This window comes from Citrobacter sp. Igbk 17, from assembly GCF_028069775.1.
Taxonomy (GTDB): Bacteria; Pseudomonadota; Gammaproteobacteria; order Enterobacterales; family Enterobacteriaceae; genus Citrobacter.
The window spans coordinates 91,017-108,924 of record NZ_JANEWI010000010.1; the positions used below are offsets into that span (position 1 = coordinate 91,017).

A 17,908-nucleotide genomic window follows, 5' to 3' on the forward strand; every position below is an offset into this window, starting at 1 on the left:
TGCTATCCATTTCAGGCCAAAAATCAGCATGAGGAAAGTAGAAAATACTGAATTACTTAACTTTGCAATCAATCAAAGGGCGGTGGGGCCAACACTTCACGATTGCCATTATGTCCCTGCTCGCTGACAATTCCCTGCGCTTCCATCTGTTCGATGATGCGCGCCGCACGGTTATAACCAATGCGGAACTGGCGCTGGACGCCGGAGATGGAAGCTTTGCGTTTCTGGGTAACAAAATTCACCGCCTGATCGAACAACGGATCCAGTTCTTCCCCACCGTCAAAACCACCGCCGCCACCTTCACTTTCGGTGTCCGAGGTGATGCCTTCCACGTACTGTGGACGGCCACGCGCTTTCCAGTCCTGGACGACCGCGTGAACCTCTTCATCGCGCACAAAGGCACCATGTACACGCACCGGAATCGTTGAGTTTGGTGCAGAATAGAGCATATCGCCCATGCCCAACAGGGATTCAGCGCCACCCTGATCAAGAATGGTACGAGAGTCAATTTTGCTCGAGACAGTAAACGCTATACGCGTCGGGATATTTGCTTTGATAAGCCCAGTGATAACGTCAACTGACGGACGCTGGGTTGCCAGCACCAGGTGGATACCTGCCGCACGCGCTTTTTGCGCCAGACGGGCGATCAGTTCTTCCACTTTTTTACCGACAGTCATCATCAAATCAGCAAATTCATCGACCAGAACCACAATATACGGCTCTTTTTTCAGTACCGGATGAGTGACATCCATGCTATCGCCTGGTTTCCAGTACGGATCCGGGATTGGACGTCCCATACGATCTGCTTCCGCAATCTTCTCGTTGTAGCCCGCAAGGTTACGCACACCCAGCGCTGACATCAGCTTATAGCGGCGTTCCATTTCATTAACGCTCCAGCGCAAGGCATTGGCTGCGTCTTTCATATCCGTAACAACTTCAGTCAACAGATGCGGGATACCTTCATAAACCGACAGCTCGAGCATTTTCGGGTCGATCATGATAAAGCGAACATCTTCCGGCTGCGCCTTGTAGAGCATGCTGAGGATCATGGCGTTGACCCCAACAGATTTACCTGACCCCGTAGTACCTGCCACCAACAGATGCGGCATCTTCGCCAAATCGGCAGTCACAGGTTCACCAGCAATGTCCTTGCCGAGAACGACAGTAAGCGGTGACGGATTATCACGGAATTTCGCGTTATCCAGTACTTCACGCAGATAGACGGTCTGGCGTTTTTTGTTCGGTAATTCCAGTCCGACATACGGTTTACCTGGAATAACCTCCACTACACGAACTGCCGCAGTGGATAGCGAGCGCGCCAGATCTCGGGAGAGGTTAGAAATACGCGCAGCTTTAACACCCGGTGCCAGATTTAGCTCAAAACGGGTAATGACCGGTCCGGGCGAGTAGTTCACCACATCGGCTTTAATACGGAAATCGGCCAGACGCGCTTCCACCAGACGCGCCATTTGCTCCAGCGCGAATGTATCTATTGGCTCAACTTCCGCCGGTGGTGGGGTGAGCAAATCCAGCGATGGCAGCAGTGTCGTCGGACGCTGTACAGGGCGGCTGTCGCCATTCCGCATCAATAACGGATGGATCAGGCTTTCCTGCGGCGGTGGTGTGACAGGCTGCGATGGCTGCTGATAGTGCTGCTGCGGAGCGACAGGCTGTGGCGGCTGCTGATAATGCTGCTGCGGTGCAACAGGCTGTGGCGGCTGCTGATAATGCTGCTGCGGTGCGACAGGCTGTGGCGGCTGCTGGTAATGCTGCTGCGGTGCAACAGGCTGCGGCGGCTGCTGATAATGCTGCTGCGGTGTAACAGGCTGTGGCGGCTGCTGATAATGCTGCTGCGGTGCGACAGGCTGTTGATACTGTGGCGCAGGTTCCGGCATCACGCTGGGGGTAAACAGCGGCTCATGCGGACCTTCATCCACTAACGCTTTCATTGGTGAGAATTCAAAATCATCAAGCGAGAATGGATTCGCCCCGGCAGGCTGCGCGCCGGAATAACGTTGCTGTTGGGAAGATGCGAACTGACGCGCCAGTTCAGCTTCTGCTGCTGAATCTTCGTCATCAGCATGCGCTGTGTCATCCTGATACTCTTCGCCATAGCGATGCTGCTGCGACTGAGCAAATTGACGCGCCAGTTCATCCTGCTGCATGGCATCAATTTCATCGTCACTGTATTGCGCATCCGTATCAAGCTGCTCTTCGCGCGCTTTCTCTTCAGCCATACGTTGTGAAGGCAACTTAATGCCATATGAAGCTAACTCCCGGCGTGTCGGGACACGCACACGATTAGGACGTGGCAGTTGCGGGCCAATTCCCTCTTTCACCTGCGGACGCGGCGCACCACTCCCAGCAAGACTAAATACCGGTGCGGCAACGGCTGCACCGGCACCCAATGCAGCGTTTTTCGCCCCAGCAGCCAACGGCGCTGCGGCAGCCACAGACTCAACGGGAGGTATGGATGCAGCAGGCATAGACGGTGCAACGGGTTTCACCCGCTCAGGCTCTTGTACAGGTTCTGGAATCGGCTGATACCAGGCAGCTAGCTGCTCACGCTCACGCGCACGTTTTTCTTCCACTTCTTCAAAATAGTAGAGCGGTGGACGTGCTGGTTTCACCTCTTCAACGACAGGTTCAGGCTCGGCAACCGGCGGCTGTTCCACCACGGGCTGCTGATGAACCACGGGTTGTTGCTGCACGGTGTCTTGCTGATAGACAAGCTGCGGTTCAAGCGGCGCACTCTGCTGGTAAACCGGTTCTGGTTGCCAGGCGTGTTCCACCACCGGCTCAGGTGCTTGCCACGGCATTGCCGGTTGCGGCATCGTCGGCTGTTCATAGCCAGCTTCGGCAACTGGCGGTACAGAATATGGCATCTGCGGTTCAACCGGTGCGGGTTGCTGCCAGGGTTCATAAGGCTGAACCGGAGGCTGTGCGTACTGAACGGGCTGTGGGTAACCTTCCGGTGCTGGCGCGATAACCGCTTCACCGGTTTGCGGAGCCGGTGCAGATTGCCATGCCACAGCAGGAACGGGTTGTTCTAAAACGGCTCCCGGTACTGGCGCAGGTTGCAACAGCGGGTCGACTGGCGCACTCCAGGCCTGAGTTGCCGCAGTGGCCGCTGCCGCGGTGACCGGCTCAGTCACTGAATGGCCGTTTAATAGCGGGTCGAATTCATCGTATTCAGGCAATGTGGCACGGTTGCCAGAGAACAAGACATCGTTAGGATCGGCTACAACGCCACGCGCGCTGTATTCAATTTCATCCTCATCATCCATGCGCTTGCCGGAGAACAGCGCGGCATCAGTGTGACGCCCAAGTGGATTGGTAAACTTCTCTGCCAGCCGTTTACGACGCGCTAACGCTCCGCGCAGAATACGTGCCCGTCGGGATTCATGTGGGGTGCCATCAACAGCGTCGACAGACTCTTCATCATCTTCATATTCTTCGTCATCAACCCAGGTATCATCGCGACGAGTTCGATTGCTGGCAAATGTCAGGATATTCAGTAACCAGCCGCCCAGTTTCTCGGCAATGCTCACCCATGACCAGCCAGTAAACAGCGTTAAACCCGCGGCCCAGATACATAACAGCGCAAGCGTACCACCACTGCTGTGCAACAAGGGTTGCAGCGTGGTACTGAGCAGGCTGCCAATAACGCCGCCAGAGGCAAAATACCAGATGTCATCGGCATTGATTGCGGCAAGCCCGCAAGAGGTGAGGATCAGCGCCAGAACGCCAATAATACGCAGCGATACGGCGAAGTAATCGACGTATTCGTCGCTGGCCTGATGTCGCCAGGCAAACCAGCAACCGCCGACGATTATCACGGGGATAGTGTAAGCCATGACACCAAAAATAAAGAACAGCGTATCCGCCAGCCATGCTCCGGGTATTCCGCCCAGATTATGGATAGGCTCGTGCCATGCGGTTTGCGACCAACTGGGGTCCGAAGGGTTAAAGCTGAGTAAGGCAGCCATCAACCAGACGGCAAAAAGGGCAATAAGAATCAGCAACGCTTCCAGAAGTCGGCGCCCGCTGCTTAACTTCGTCAATGTGACGTCTTTGTCTTCAGTGTATTCCTGGCTCAAAAACGGCTCTCCAGGTTTCAGGCTTTTCCTGCCCGATGCTAAAACGGACAACAGCACCGGGTTACCCCGGCACTGTTGCTGTATGGATTAACAGGAGTGTAATCAAACTGCGTCGATTTTGCACCTGTTCCGTGTTAGCGCGTCTTAATTACCAGACGATTGCTCTGTTTGACTTCTTCCATTACCACGTAAGTACGTGTGTCATTCACGCCAGGCAGACGCAGCAGGGTTTCCCCCAGCAGCTTACGGTATGCCGACATATCCGGTACGCGTGTTTTCAGCAGATAGTCGAAATCACCGGAAACCAAATGACACTCTTGAATTTCTTCAAGTTTTTGTACTGCAGAGTTAAATTGCTCAAACACATCCGGGGCGCCACGATTCAGAGTAATCTCAACAAAAACCAGAAGTGATGCATCCAGATAATGCGGGTTCAACAGCGCTGTATAGCCCTGAATAAAACCCTGTCTTTCCAACCGACGCACACGCTCAAGGCAGGGCGTTGGAGAAAGTCCCACTCGTTTTGAAAGCTCGACGTTAGAAATACGCCCATCCTTTTGCAGCTCATTAAGAATGTTACGATCGATACGGTCGAGATCTTTGCCAGGGCGCTTCTTACTATCTACCATTATTATTGTCTCTCTGTATTCCTTCCCTACTCCTGCCTGACTCTACTAACATCACTGTTCAGAGTCGCTACCCATCACAATAAACCGCAACCCAGAGGGATTTACGGTGCGCAATGCCTGGGTTTATGGTGAGAAGACCGTTGCCTGTCGGCGGCTATCGACATCACGAATGGCATCTGTCCACACCATGCGTAGATTTCACTAACCCGGTAAACATGGTATCTACATGCATGATTATGCAGCATATACATGACACAGTTTTTTTCTTCCTTGAATGTTTTCGCAAAACAGCAGGTGATTGTCAAAGCAAAACATCGATTTTTAGTACAACATGCCAGTTATTCATTGGGAGTGATGGAAAATCGTCATTTTATCACCTTATAACTGACCGATTTTAAGTAGAAATCATTATACCCCCGCCATACTTCACGTTGTCTGTGCGTTGGCTTCACGCGTCCCCCCAACTCGAATGAGTTAGAGAAGTGTACGGCCCTCAATTTTGCCCATCATCGGTTTCCGCTATTACACATATTGTTAACAAAATCGCCATACTCTTTTTTTACGTCTGCAAATTCCCTACAATCCTGCCCATTGCCTACCAACAACTATGGGGATCTCATGGGCACGACCAAACACAGTAAACTTCTTATTCTGGGTTCAGGCCCTGCGGGCTATACCGCCGCCGTCTACGCTGCGCGCGCAAACCTGCAGCCGGTGCTGATTACCGGTATGGAAAAAGGCGGTCAACTGACCACCACAACAGAAGTGGAGAACTGGCCTGGCGATCCAAACGATCTCACTGGCCCACTGCTGATGGAGCGCATGCACGAGCACGCAACGAAATTTGAAACGGAGATCATCTTCGATCACATCAGTAAGGTTGATCTGCAAAACCGTCCTTTCCGTCTCACCGGAGACAGCGGCGAATACACCTGTGACGCACTGATCATCGCCACTGGCGCTTCAGCACGCTATCTGGGCTTACCTTCAGAAGAAGCCTTTAAAGGCCGCGGTGTCTCCGCCTGCGCAACCTGTGACGGTTTCTTCTATCGTAACCAAAAAGTTGCGGTGATCGGCGGCGGCAACACCGCTGTGGAAGAAGCGTTATACCTGGCGAATATCGCCTCCGAAGTTCACTTGATTCACCGCCGCGACAGTTTCCGTGCCGAGAAAATCCTCATCAAACGTTTGATGGACAAAGTTGAAAACGGCAACATCGTGCTGCACACGCATCGCACACTGGAAGAAGTGACTGGCGATCAAATGGGTGTAACCGGATTGCGTCTGCGCGATACGCAAAATACTGACAACGTTGAATCTCTCGACGTCGCCGGATTGTTTGTCGCCATCGGCCACAGCCCGAACACGGCTATTTTCGATGGTCAACTTGAACTGGAAAACGGCTATATCAAAGTTCAGTCCGGTATTCACGGCAATGCGACACAAACCAGCATTCCTGGTGTGTTCGCTGCCGGTGACGTGATGGACCATATTTATCGTCAGGCGATTACCTCAGCTGGCACAGGTTGTATGGCCGCCCTGGACGCTGAACGTTATCTCGACGGTCTGGCGGACGCCTGCAAATAGTTTTTACAAATCAGTAACAAAAGTAAAAAAGGCGACTATAAGTCGCCTTTATTTTTGCCCCGTTGTAACATTGTCCTGCCCAAAAATTCCAATAACTCACCTGCTAAGCGTGCAATGAATAAAACCCGTCAAAAAGAGCTTACCCGCTGGTTAAAACAGCAAAGTGTCATTTCTCAACGCTGGCTGAATATTTCACGCCTGTTGGGGTTCGTGAGTGGCCTGTTAATTGTCGCTCAGGCCTGGCTCATGGCTCGGATTCTGCAGCACATGATCATGGAAAATATTCCCCGTGAAGCGCTGCTGTTCCCTTTCGTCGTGCTGGTCTTGATTTTTATCCTGCGGGCGTGGGTTGTCTGGTTACGTGAGCGAATAGGGTTTCACGCGGGCCAACATATTCGTTTTGAGATTCGTCGCCAGGTTCTGGACCGTCTGCAACAGGCGGGGCCAGCATGGATACAGGGGAAGCCTGCCGGAAGCTGGGCCACGCTGATTCTGGAACAGATTGACGATATGCATGACTACTATGCGCGTTATTTGCCGCAAATGGCGCTTGCGGTTTGCGTCCCGTTATTGATTGTGGCTGCCGTTTTCCCGTCAAACTGGGTTGCAGCCCTTATCCTGTTGGGAACCGCACCACTGATCCCTCTGTTTATGGCGATGGTCGGTATGGGCGCTGCCGATGCCAACCGGCGTAACTTTCAGGCACTTGCCCGACTCAGCGGTCACTTCCTCGATCGCTTGCGCGGCATGGAAACACTGAGAATTTTTGGTCGCGGCGAAGCGGAGACGGAAAGCATCCGGGCTGCATCGCAGGATTTCCGTCAGCGCACGATGGAAGTGCTTCGCCTGGCATTCCTCTCTTCGGGTGTGCTGGAGTTTTTCACTTCGCTCTCTATTGCCCTGGTAGCCGTGTACTTCGGTTTTTCTTATCTCGGCGAGCTTGATTTCGGCCACTACGGAACCGGCGTCACGCTGGCGGCAGGTTTCCTGGCGCTGATTCTGGCACCGGAATTTTTCCAGCCGCTGCGCGACCTGGGGACGTTTTACCATGCCAAGGCGCAAGCGGTAGGCGCTGCCGACAGTCTGAAAACGTTCATGGAAACCCCGCTCGCGCATCCTGAGCGTGGCGATATTGAGCTGGCGACCAAAGACGCGGTTGCAATTGAAGCCGAAGATCTGATCATCACCTCACCCGAAGGAAAAATCCTGGCAGGTCCGCTTAACTTCTCCCTACCTGCAGGCCAGCGCGCGGTGCTGGTTGGGCGTAGTGGGTCCGGTAAGAGCTCGTTGCTGAATGTCCTGTCCGGTTTTCTCTCGTATCAGGGCTCATTGCGTATTAATGGCTTTGAACTTCGTGACTTGTCGCCTGACGCCTGGCGTAAACAACTCTCATGGGTTGGGCAAAACCCGCAGCTTCCGGCTGCTACATTGCGCGAAAATGTGCTGCTGGCATGCCCTGATGCCAGCGAAGAACAGCTACAGGCCGCGCTCGATAGCGCCTGGGTCAGTGAGTTTTTACCGCTGCTTCCTCAGGGTGTGGATACCCCTGTAGGCGACCAGGCAGGTCGACTTTCTGTCGGACAAGCACAGCGCGTTGCCGTTGCCCGCGCCTTACTCAACCCGTGTCAGTTACTGCTGCTCGACGAACCCGCAGCCAGTCTGGATGCACACAGCGAACAACGCGTGATGCAGGCGTTGAATGCGGCATCGCGCCGCCAGAGCACACTGATGGTTACGCACCAGCTGGAAGATCTTGCCGACTGGGACGCTATCTGGGTCATGCAAGACGGTCAGATTGTCGAACAAGGTACCTATGCGCAACTTAGCGCAGCCAACGGGGCTTTTGCGACATTACTGGCTCACCGTCAGGAGGACATCTAAATGCGCGCTTTGCTACCCTATCTGACGCTGTATAAACGTCATAAATGGATGTTAACACTGGGGATCGTTCTGGCGATCGTCACATTATTGGCAAGCATTGGTTTGCTGACGCTTTCAGGCTGGTTCCTGTCTGCTTCCGCCGTTGTCGGTGTCACCGGGATCTACAGTTTTAACTACATGCTCCCGGCGGCTGGCGTTCGCGGGGCGGCAATTACCCGAACCGCAGGTCGTTATTTCGAACGACTGGTCAGTCACGACGCGACGTTTCGTGTATTGCAGCATTTGCGTATTTACACCTTCAGCAAATTGCTGCCGCTCTCCCCTGCCGGGCTCGCCCGATACGGTCAGGGCGAACTGCTCAACCGCGTTGTGGCGGATGTCGATACGCTCGATCATCTCTATTTACGTGTGCTCTCCCCGCTGGTTGGCGCGTTTGTCGTTATTGTGGTGGTCACGCTAGGATTGAGCGTTCTCGATCTCACGCTCGCCATCACCCTTGGCGGCATTATGCTGCTGACTCTGTTTATCTTGCCTCCGTTGTTTTACCAGGCAGGTAAAAGCACCGGGCAGAACCTGACGCATCTGCGCGGGCAATATCGTCAGCAGTTGACCTCCTGGTTACAGGGTCAGGCTGAGCTGACCATTTTTGGTGCCAGCGATCGCTATCGCACACAAATGGAAACCACCGAATTACAGTGGCACGAAGCGCAGCGTCGTCAGTCCGAATTAACGGCCTTGTCTCAGGCTGTCATGCTGCTGATTGGCGCTCTGGCTGTGGTGATGATGTTATGGATGGCTTCAGGTGGCGTAGGCGGAAACACACAACCCGGCGCACTGATAGCGTTGTTTGTGTTCTGCGCATTGGCCGCTTTCGAAGCGCTGGCCCCTGTTACCGGCGCATTTCAACATCTCGGCCAGGTGATTGCTTCAGCACTACGTATTACCGAGCTGACAGAGCAGAAACCGGAAGTCACCTTCCCGGATACGGAAGCTACTGTTTCAGAACAGATTACTCTGACATTGCGTGAGGTGTCTTTCAGCTATCCTGGGCAAACACAAAAAGCTCTGGATACCCTTTCTTTGCTCGCTAAACCCGGTGAACACATTGCGATTCTGGGTCGGACAGGCTGTGGGAAATCAACGTTACTGCAATTATTGACCCGTGCATGGGATCCGCAAAGCGGCGAAATCCTGATTAACGATCATCCGATTTCAACGCTGAACGAAGCCGCTTTACGCCAATGCATCAGCGTCGTACCACAGCGAGTGCATCTGTTCAGTGCGACATTGCGCGATAACCTGCTGCTGGCTGCGCCACACGCCAGCGATGAAGCGCTAACCGGGATGCTGTGCCGTGTCGGTCTGGAAAAACTGCTTGAAGGTGACGGGCTCAATGCCTGGTTAGGTGAAGGCGGTCGTCAGCTTTCAGGCGGAGAGCTACGCCGTTTGGCTATCGCGCGAGCCTTGCTGCACGATGCGCCGCTGATGCTTCTGGATGAGCCTACTGAAGGTCTGGATGCGACAACGGAAAGTCAAATGCTTGAATTGATTAACGATGTGATGCGCAATAAAACCGTACTCATGGTCACACATCGCCTGCGCGGACTGTCGCGATTTAATCAAATAATAGTGATGGACAACGGACACATAATTGAGCAAGGTAATCACGCAGATCTGTTAGCCAGGCAGGGGCGTTATTACCAGTTTAAGCAACGTCTGTAAGCTATTATTGAACGATCCGACTCGCGTAGTGGAGTTTCGCTGTCATGCGCCTGGTACAACTGTCCCGCCATTCTATCGCCTTCCCCTCACCGGAAGGCGCTTTACGCGAGCCTAACGGTTTATTAGCGCTGGGGGGCGATCTCAGCCCTGCCCGCCTGCTAATGGCCTACCAACGCGGTATTTTCCCGTGGTTTTCCCCTGGCGACCCTATTCTCTGGTGGTCGCCCGACCCACGCGCCATTCTTTGGCCTGACAAATTTCACATAAGTCGCAGCATGAAGCGCTTTCATAAACACTCACCGTATCGCGTGACGCTTAATTACGCGTTTGGTCAGGTCATTGAAGGATGTGCAAACGACCGGGAAGAAGGCACCTGGATAACGCATGATGTCGTGGATGCCTATCATCGGTTGCATGAACTTGGACACGCGCACTCTATTGAAGTATGGCGACAAAATGAATTAGTCGGCGGGATGTACGGCGTTGCGCAAGGTACTCTTTTCTGCGGTGAATCGATGTTCAGTCGCCAGGAAAATGCCTCCAAAACCGCACTGCTTGTTTTTTGCGCTGAATTTATCCGTCAGGGCGGAAAACTAATCGATTGCCAGGTGTTAAATACCCACACCGCGTCACTGGGAGCCATTGAGACTCCGCGCAGGGACTACCTTGAACATTTAAGCAGGCTACGCCAACAGCGCCTACCGAGCCACTTCTGGGTACCCAGGACGTTATTTTCGCCTCAGGAGTGAATGTTTTCGGCACATTTTTTGTCGGGGTGTTATAATTGGTGCCGCAGAGTCGGTTTAGCCCATTACCCCGCCGCCGTTAAGGAACAGTTCGCGTCAGGCAACGCCTATCGTTTATCTCATCGTTCCCTTACACGTTGCGCTTTTAGTGCGGCTTTGTTGTGTGCGGTTAGAGTAATGCGCCAAACCCGATTTGCTGCGTTTTAAACGCACAAATCTTTACTTATTAAAAGAACTTCGGCATTATCTTGCCGGTTCAAATTACGGTAGTGATACCCCAGAGGATTAGATGGCCAAAGAAGACAATATTGAAATGCAGGGTACCGTTCTCGATACGTTACCTAATACCATGTTCCGCGTAGAGTTAGAAAACGGTCACGTGGTTACTGCACACATCTCCGGTAAAATGCGTAAAAACTATATCCGCATCCTGACGGGCGACAAAGTGACTGTTGAACTAACCCCGTACGACCTGAGCAAAGGCCGCATTGTCTTCCGTAGTCGCTGATTGTTTTAACGCCCGAATGGCGTCCAGATAATAAAAGGTCGGTTTAACCGGCCTTTTTTGTGGACTGATATTACGTATTTAATCCTCGTTCATTCGTGCATATTCTTCCGTGAGGAAATCCACCAATGCACGAACCGACGGCAATAACCCCCTGCGCGATGGAAAGACCGCGTGAATGATCTCTCGCTTTGGTTCCCAACCGTCCAGTAATGCCACCAGCTCGCCCGCCGCTATTTGCTCTTTTACCATCAATTGCGGGAGCTGAACGACCCCTACACCTGCCACTGCCGCTTCGCGTAAAGCCAGCATGTCGGTGGTTATCATACGCGGTGTGAAATGCACCTCTGCACGCGCGCCCTGTGGGCCAAATAATTCCCAGCGATGCACATGCTTACCCGTGGCCAGGCTCAGACCCGGCCATCGGGTCAGCTCCGCTGGCGCATGTAAAGCGCCCATCTGCTCGATCAATCGCGGGCTGGCATATAGGCGATGCCCCCTGTCTGCAAGTACACGCATAACCAGATCGCTATCCTCAAAAGGACGGGGTCTGACGCGAATCGCGACATCAAGGCCTTCACCAACAACGTCCACACGGCGGTTAGTGGCCTCCAGTTGTACGGATACGTCAGGATAACGCGCCATAAAACGGGCAAGCATGGCGCCGACATGCACGTGCAGTAAAGTGACCGGACAGGTCAGCTTCACAATACCTCGCGGCTCTACCTGCAACGCCGCGATGGCATCCTGCGCTGCCTGCGCTTCCACCAGCATAGCCTTACAGTGTTCGTAGAACGTTTGCCCAACTTCTGTAACATTAAACTGCCGGGTGGTTCGCTGAATCAACCGCACCCCCAGCCTCTCCTCCAGTTGTGCAATTCGGCGGCTCAGTTTTGATTTCGGTTCATCGAGCGCCCGACCGGCCGCAGCGAATCCTCCCTCTTCAACTACGTGAACAAACCATGCGAAATCATTGAGATCCGGCTTAGTCATCTTATTGTCCTATTTATGAGACGGTGAAGGCTATTTTAGCTACTACTCAGTTCTCTGTCATGAATATAAGCTTATTCACATCAAGATAACGCCACTGAGGAGATACATATGAAACAAGTAACAGGCGTCTACACCGCACCTCGCCCACACTGGGTTGGCGATGGATTCCCGGTTCGCTCGATGTTCTCTTACCAGTCTCATGCTGAACAGTTAAGTCCGTTCCTGCTGCTGGATTACGCCGGGCCACATACCTTCACCCCAGGTAATGAAAAACGTGGCGTGGGCGAACACCCTCACCGTGGTTTCGAAACGGTGACCATCGTTTACAGCGGTGAAGTTGAACATCGTGACTCAACTGGCCGCGGTGGGATTATCGGCCCAGGCGACGTGCAGTGGATGACTGCAGGTGCAGGCATATTACACGAAGAATTCCATTCTCCGGAATTTACCCGGAAGGGTGGCGAGCTGGAAATGGTGCAACTTTGGGTCAACCTGCCGGCAAAAGACAAAATGGCCGTGCCGGGTTATCAGGGCATCACCAGCGATGTTATCCCCACGGTTGCTCTGCCTGATGACGCAGGAAGTGTTCGCGTTATTGCGGGTAGCTACGAGGATATAAAAGGGCCAGCACATACCTTCTCGCCACTGAACGTCTGGGATATGCGCCTGCAACGTAATCACCAGCTTACGTTGTCCCAGCCGGAAGGATGGAGCACCGCCCTAGTGGTATTGAAAGGCAATATCACCGTCAACGGCACCACGCCAGCCAGCGAAGCGCAACTGGTGGTGCTAAGCCAGCAAGGGAAAACGCTGCACATTGAAGCCACCAGCGATGCCATCGTGCTGCTGCTGTCTGGCGAACCGTTAAACGAACCGATTGTGGGTTACGGTCCGTTTGTCATGAACACGAAACAAGAAATCGCAGAAGCCGTACGCGATTTTAACTCCGGCCGCTTTGGCCAAATCTGAATCAAAGGAGAATACTATGTCCAGTCCTGCAAACTTTAATGGTTCACGCCCGGTCATCGATGTAAATGATTCCGTTATGCTGCTTATCGATCACCAAAGCGGACTTTTCCAGACCGTAGGTGATATGCCAATGCCTGAACTGCGTGCACGTGCTGCCGCGCTGGCTAAAATGGCCTCTCTGGCGAAGATGCCGGTGATTACCACCGCATCAGTACCGCAAGGACCGAACGGTCCGTTGATCCCTGAGATCCACGCCAATGCGCCGCACGCCCAATACGTGGCGCGTAAAGGTGAAATCAACGCCTGGGATAACGAAGATTTTGTTAAAGCCGTGAAAGCGACCGGTCGTAAGACGCTGATTATCGCCGGTACTATCACCAGTGTTTGCATGGCTTTCCCAGCCATTAGTGCGGTTGCTGAAGGTTACAAAGTGTTCGCAGTTATCGATGCTTCCGGCACCTACAGTAAAATGGCGCAGGAAATTACCCTGGCACGTGTTGTTCAGGCAGGTGTAGTACCGATGGATACCGCCGCGGTTGCTTCTGAGTTGCAGGGAACATGGAACCGTGAAGATGCCGCAGAGTGGGCAGAAGTGTACACAAAAGTATTCCCGGCATATCAGTTGCTGATTGAGAGCTACAGCAAAGCTCAGGAAGTCATCACCAACGGTGAAAAACTGGACTCTCAGCGCTAATCGTCTCCCCCACGCCCGTCCGGGTGGGGGAATATGTACATTGCGTAACCAAACGAATATGAACACGTAAATTCTGCTTGACCGTTTTAGCGCAACTCCCTATAGTAGCGCCCCGTTGCCCCCCAAGCGGTCAGGCAGCAATACAATATGGTGAGGTGTCCGAGTGGCTGAAGGAGCACGCCTGGAAAGTGTGTATACGGCAACGTATCCGGGGTTCGAATCCCCGCCTCACCGCCATATTTTAAGAAGAGCTCGTACGCAAGTACGGGCTTTTTTTTCGCATATTTCACAGCCTGGCGGGGATGAGAAGCCCGGACCGGGTTCGACTACTGGCGCAGCCAGTTGGACAGACTGAGCGCGCAGCGAACAGGCTGCCCGCAGGGCGAGCGAAGCGAGTCAATCCCCCCCTCACCGCCATATTTTAAGAAGACCTCGTACGCAAGTACGGGCTTTTTTTTCGCCTGTTGCATTTGCCGGATGCGGTGCAAGCACCTTATCCGGCCTACATTTCTTCCATCTCGTCGTAGGCCTGATAAGCGAAGCGCCATCAGGGATGGCAGTTATTGTCGGCTAAGCAGCGTCAACACTTCATAGTGTGCAGTGTGCGGAAACATATCGAAAAGCTGAACACGTTCAATGTGATACCCTGGCAACTCGCGAATATCCTTCGCCATGGTTTGCGCATTACAGCTGGAATAAACAATAAAACGTGGCGCCATTTGGGAAAGAAAATCGCACAGCGGTTTGCCAATCCCGCGACGCGGCGGGTTCACCAGCACCAGGTCCGGTACTTCGCCCTGAGCGGTAGCAAACTGGGTTGAATCCAGCGCCTGAAAATGCAGATTCTGCAACCCAAGCTCCTGCGCTGACTGCTTCGCGCAGGTAATCGCCTCTGGCGCGATTTCAATCCCCGTCAGTTTCATTTGCGGTGTAGCACAGTGCAGACCAAAACCCCCGACGCCGCAAAACAGATCCCACATGTGATTAACCGGAAGCTGACGCACCCAGTCACGCGCCGTGGCATATAACTGCCCCGCTACCACCGGATTGGTCTGGAAGAAGCTCTGCGGGCGGATCCACAACGGTACATCGTTAAAGCGTTCCGCCAGCGCCTGTTGTTCCGTCAGGAAGATTTCTGTCTCCCCTTCCATAATCGCCATATGCACCGGCTGAATATTGGCAGTGATCACTTTTAACTGTGGGAGTTGTGCCTGCAACCAGGGTAGCGCCGCGCGCAGTTGTGCCAGTTTTGCGTCAGAACGCAGGACAAAACGCAGCATCATACCGCCGTCGTATCGGCTTTCCGTTAACAGCAGATATTTCAGCTCCCCGCGTTTGCGCGCCACGTTATAGGGCGTCAGCCCCGCACGAGCGATAAACGGCTTAAGCGCGGAAAATACAGGCGCAAAAGACTCAGGATAGAGCGGACAGTCGCACAAGTCCTCAGGCGTACCGTCACGATGCAGCATTCCCAGCAGCGGTTTTTCCACGCTGCCGCTGACTACCATTTTGGCTTTATTACGAAACGCGCTTTCCGCACCACTGACCGGCGCGCACCATTCCCCGACCGAAAAATCGGCCAGCAGATTCTGCAGATCAGCTGTTTTTGCAGAGAGTTGTTCGGCGATGGGCTGCGTTATCCACTGACAAGAGCGGCAGCGTTCGGCGTCATATAGTGCGCACTGCATACAAAGACCTACAAATTAACCGGGGGCCAAGATTATACACGTTATTGCAAACGGAAGAACCGCCTGCTGGACGCAGGAATAAACAGCAGTAGCAACACCAGCATATCCGGCAATTTTTGCATCACCAGCGTATGCAGGATTTCACGTCTGGACTCCCCCGCAATACTGAACAGTTCCGGATATCCGTAGCCCAGCGAAGCCGCCCACAGATAAATGCTAGCGATAACCTGGGTCAGCAGGTAGATCCAGCGCGCCCAGTTTCGTCCTTTGACCAGCGAAAATGCGCAGTAAATTTCGACAAACAGCAGCACCAGGCTACCCAGAAACACCAGCGTCAAATTCCAGGTCTGCACACTGCGATGAATAAACTCACTGGTTCCACGAAAACCAAGCGTATTAAAAATCATCAACAGATCGAGACAGCGGATCATGATGATAGCCAGCGCCGCCACCTGCACTAAAGCAGGGACGTTTAAGCGAGCATGTGATGTGGATGATTTCTTAAAAAATCCCAACGCGTCGTCTTCCTTGAAAACAGCGCAACCACCGCAGTTGCGCCGTATAGACAGATTGGCAGATTTTAGTTTTTTCAGCCGCGTCTTGCACGTTGGATATCGCGTATCCGTTGTTTTTCTGTTCGCGCCATCAGATACCACGCGATAAATCCGATAATTCCTACCACGCCAAGGATCAACGTCGCCAGTGCGTTGATCTCTGGGTTAACCCCCATACGCACACTGGAAAATACCAGCATTGGCAAGGTTGTCGCCCCAGGGCCAGAAACAAAGCTGGCGATAACCAAATCATCCAGTGACAGCGTAAAGGCCAGTAACCAACCGGAAATGACCGCCGGCATAATCATCGGCAGCGTAATGACGAAAAAGACTTTCAGCGGCGTCGCACCGAGATCCATCGCCGCTTCCTCAATGGAGTGATCCAGTTCACGCAAACGCGAGGAAATCACCACCGCTACGTACGCCGTACAGAAGGTGACGTGCGCCAACCAGATGGTCAACATACCGCGATCGGCTGGCCAGCCAATCGCATGTCCGAGGGCCACAAACAGCAACAGCAATGATAAACCCGTAATCACATCCGGCATAACCAGCGGCGCGGTGATCATGAAGGCAAAACCATTTGAACCACGAAAACGGCCAAAACGAACCATCACTACGGCAGCAATCGTACCCAGAATGGCTGCCATCGTCGCAGCACAGGCAGCAATCGTTAAACTCATGCCGACGGCACTCATCATTGCAGTATCGTGGAAAAGTTCACCGTACCAGCGTGTTGACCAACCCGCCCACACCGTCACCAGCTTGGAGCTGTTAAACGAATAGATAACTAACATCAGCATGGGGGCGTACAGGAACGTAAACCCCACGACCAGGATAAAGATCCGCCACGGCGAGCGGACGACCGGCAAATTATTCATCCGTGTTCCCCCACGCTTTTCTGCTGATACTTATGGAACCACATGATTGGCACAATCAGTAACAGCAACATGATGATGGCAACAGCAGACGCCACCGGCCAGTCGCGGTTATTGAAAAACTCCTGCCATAGCACACGGCCGATCATAATGCTGTCCGGCCCCCCAAGCAGTTCCGGAATAACAAATTCCCCTACTGCCGGGATAAACACCAGCATTGAACCAGCGATAATCCCGCCTTTGGTCAACGGCACAATCACGCTAAAAAAGGTTTTCAACGGCCGTGCACCCAGATCCAGCGAAGCTTCCACCAGAGAATAGTCAATGCGCGTCAGTGCGGTATAAATCGGCAGCACCATAAAGGGTAAATAGGCATAAACAATACCGATATAAACCGCCAGGTTGGTATGCAGGATCGTCAATGGCTGATCGATAACGCCCAGCCACATCAGGAAGTTGTTCAGCACCCCGTTATTTTTCAGGATCCCCATCCAGGCATAGACGCGAATCAAGAAAGAGGTCCAGGAAGGCAGGATCACCAGCAACAGCAAAATATTGCGTGTAGAAGGCTTACTGTGTGCCACGGCCCACGCCAGTGGGTACCCCAACAACAGACAGCAGATCGTCGAAATCCCCGCGACCTGCAAAGACTGCAGATAAGCATCGAAATAGAGCGGGTCATCCGTCAGTTGCAGGAAGTTACCTAAATTGAGCGTAATAGAGAGCTGACCATCGGCCCATGCCACAAGGTCTGTGTATGGCGGTATCGCCCGGGCCATCTCTGACAGACTTATCTTGAAGACAATCAGAAACGGCAATAAAAACAGGAGAACCAGCCACACATACGGCAGCGCGATCACCAGCTTGCGACCATGTTTCATTTGCAACTGCGACATATACAGCGTGAAACGGCTCGCTTTTTCGGCACGTGCCGGAGGTTCAAGTGTACTCATCTTTACTCC

At 53.2% G+C, this 17,908-nt stretch carries 14 protein-coding genes and 1 tRNA gene; 8 read left to right on the forward strand and 7 right to left on the reverse strand.

Translation table 11 applies throughout. The features are described from left to right. Nucleotides 1-68: 68 nt before the first annotated feature. Both ftsK and lrp read right to left on the reverse strand, forming a co-directional pair. The gene (ftsK, locus tag NNO08_RS08565) at nucleotides 69-4,100 is read right to left on the reverse strand and encodes a DNA translocase FtsK (RefSeq protein ID WP_271456555.1); all 4,032 of its coding nucleotides are present in this window, start codon (nucleotides 4,098-4,100) and stop codon (nucleotides 69-71) included. A 134-nt stretch (nucleotides 4,101-4,234) separates the two neighbouring features. Beyond that, nucleotides 4,235-4,729 carry a leucine-responsive transcriptional regulator Lrp gene (gene lrp / locus NNO08_RS08570; protein WP_002439523.1) on the reverse strand — a complete coding sequence of 165 codons (495 nt, stop codon included), beginning with the start codon at nucleotides 4,727-4,729 and terminating at the stop codon, nucleotides 4,235-4,237. Nucleotides 4,730-5,347: 618 nt separating this feature from the next. On the opposite strand from lrp, the gene trxB reads away from it, so the two are divergent. The 5 genes from trxB to infA all read left to right on the forward strand — a co-directional run bounded on the left by trxB (nucleotide 5,348) and on the right by infA (nucleotide 11,173). Further along, the gene (gene trxB, locus NNO08_RS08575) at nucleotides 5,348-6,316 is read left to right on the forward strand and encodes a thioredoxin-disulfide reductase (protein WP_005123580.1); all 969 of its coding nucleotides are present in this window, start codon (nucleotides 5,348-5,350) and stop codon (nucleotides 6,314-6,316) included. A gap of 114 nt (nucleotides 6,317-6,430) precedes the next feature. Beyond that, nucleotides 6,431-8,197, forward strand: coding sequence for a heme ABC transporter permease/ATP-binding protein CydD (cydD, locus tag NNO08_RS08580; RefSeq protein WP_271454950.1), 1,767 nt, complete (start codon nucleotides 6,431-6,433; stop codon nucleotides 8,195-8,197). Continuing rightward, nucleotides 8,198-9,919, forward strand: coding sequence for a heme ABC transporter ATP-binding protein/permease CydC (gene cydC / locus NNO08_RS08585; RefSeq protein WP_271456556.1), 1,722 nt, complete (start codon nucleotides 8,198-8,200; stop codon nucleotides 9,917-9,919). Between the two features lie 44 nt (nucleotides 9,920-9,963). Then, on the forward strand, nucleotides 9,964-10,668 hold the full coding sequence (gene aat, locus NNO08_RS08590) for a leucyl/phenylalanyl-tRNA--protein transferase (RefSeq protein ID WP_271440637.1): 705 nt from the start codon (nucleotides 9,964-9,966) through the stop codon (nucleotides 10,666-10,668). 286 nt (nucleotides 10,669-10,954) lie between these two features. Beyond that, nucleotides 10,955-11,173 (forward strand): translation initiation factor IF-1, encoded by a 219-nt coding sequence (gene infA, locus NNO08_RS08605; RefSeq protein WP_002211347.1) that lies wholly within the window; start codon nucleotides 10,955-10,957, stop codon nucleotides 11,171-11,173. Nucleotides 11,174-11,251: 78 nt separating this feature from the next. Here infA and NNO08_RS08610 read toward each other — a convergent pair whose 3' ends face one another. Then, nucleotides 11,252-12,163 carry a LysR family transcriptional regulator gene (locus NNO08_RS08610; RefSeq protein WP_271456557.1) on the reverse strand — a complete coding sequence of 304 codons (912 nt, stop codon included), beginning with the start codon at nucleotides 12,161-12,163 and terminating at the stop codon, nucleotides 11,252-11,254. Between the two features lie 108 nt (nucleotides 12,164-12,271). On the opposite strand from NNO08_RS08610, the gene NNO08_RS08615 reads away from it, so the two are divergent. The 3 genes from NNO08_RS08615 (at nucleotide 12,272) to NNO08_RS08625 (ending at nucleotide 14,063) form a co-directional block, all read left to right on the forward strand. Then, a complete protein-coding gene (locus NNO08_RS08615; RefSeq protein ID WP_271454952.1) occupies nucleotides 12,272-13,132 on the forward strand; it encodes a pirin family protein in 861 nt (286 codons plus the stop codon). Nucleotides 13,133-13,148: 16 nt separating this feature from the next. Then, complete coding sequence (locus NNO08_RS08620; protein ID WP_271454953.1) at nucleotides 13,149-13,826, forward strand: isochorismatase family protein; 678 nt, start codon at nucleotides 13,149-13,151, stop codon at nucleotides 13,824-13,826. 149 nt (nucleotides 13,827-13,975) lie between these two features. After that, nucleotides 13,976-14,063 (forward strand) — tRNA-Ser (locus NNO08_RS08625). A gap of 323 nt (nucleotides 14,064-14,386) precedes the next feature. On the opposite strand, the gene rlmC is transcribed toward NNO08_RS08625, so the two are convergent. From rlmC to potH, 4 genes are read right to left on the reverse strand one after another with little or no spacing between them, the layout of a single operon-like run. After that, nucleotides 14,387-15,514: a 23S rRNA (uracil(747)-C(5))-methyltransferase RlmC gene (gene rlmC, locus NNO08_RS08630; RefSeq protein ID WP_271456558.1), complete on the reverse strand. Its 1,128-nt coding sequence runs from the start codon at nucleotides 15,512-15,514 to the stop codon at nucleotides 14,387-14,389. A gap of 41 nt (nucleotides 15,515-15,555) precedes the next feature. Next, nucleotides 15,556-16,077 (reverse strand): YbjO family protein, encoded by a 522-nt coding sequence (locus tag NNO08_RS08635; RefSeq protein WP_271456569.1) that lies wholly within the window; start codon nucleotides 16,075-16,077, stop codon nucleotides 15,556-15,558. A gap of 26 nt (nucleotides 16,078-16,103) precedes the next feature. Then, on the reverse strand, nucleotides 16,104-16,949 hold the full coding sequence (potI, locus tag NNO08_RS08640) for a putrescine ABC transporter permease PotI (RefSeq protein WP_271440632.1): 846 nt from the start codon (nucleotides 16,947-16,949) through the stop codon (nucleotides 16,104-16,106). Beyond that, nucleotides 16,946-17,899, reverse strand: coding sequence for a putrescine ABC transporter permease PotH (potH, locus tag NNO08_RS08645; protein ID WP_271456559.1), 954 nt, complete (start codon nucleotides 17,897-17,899; stop codon nucleotides 16,946-16,948). Before potH ends, potI begins: the two co-directional genes overlap by 4 nt. Between the last annotated feature and the right edge of the window lie 9 nt (nucleotides 17,900-17,908).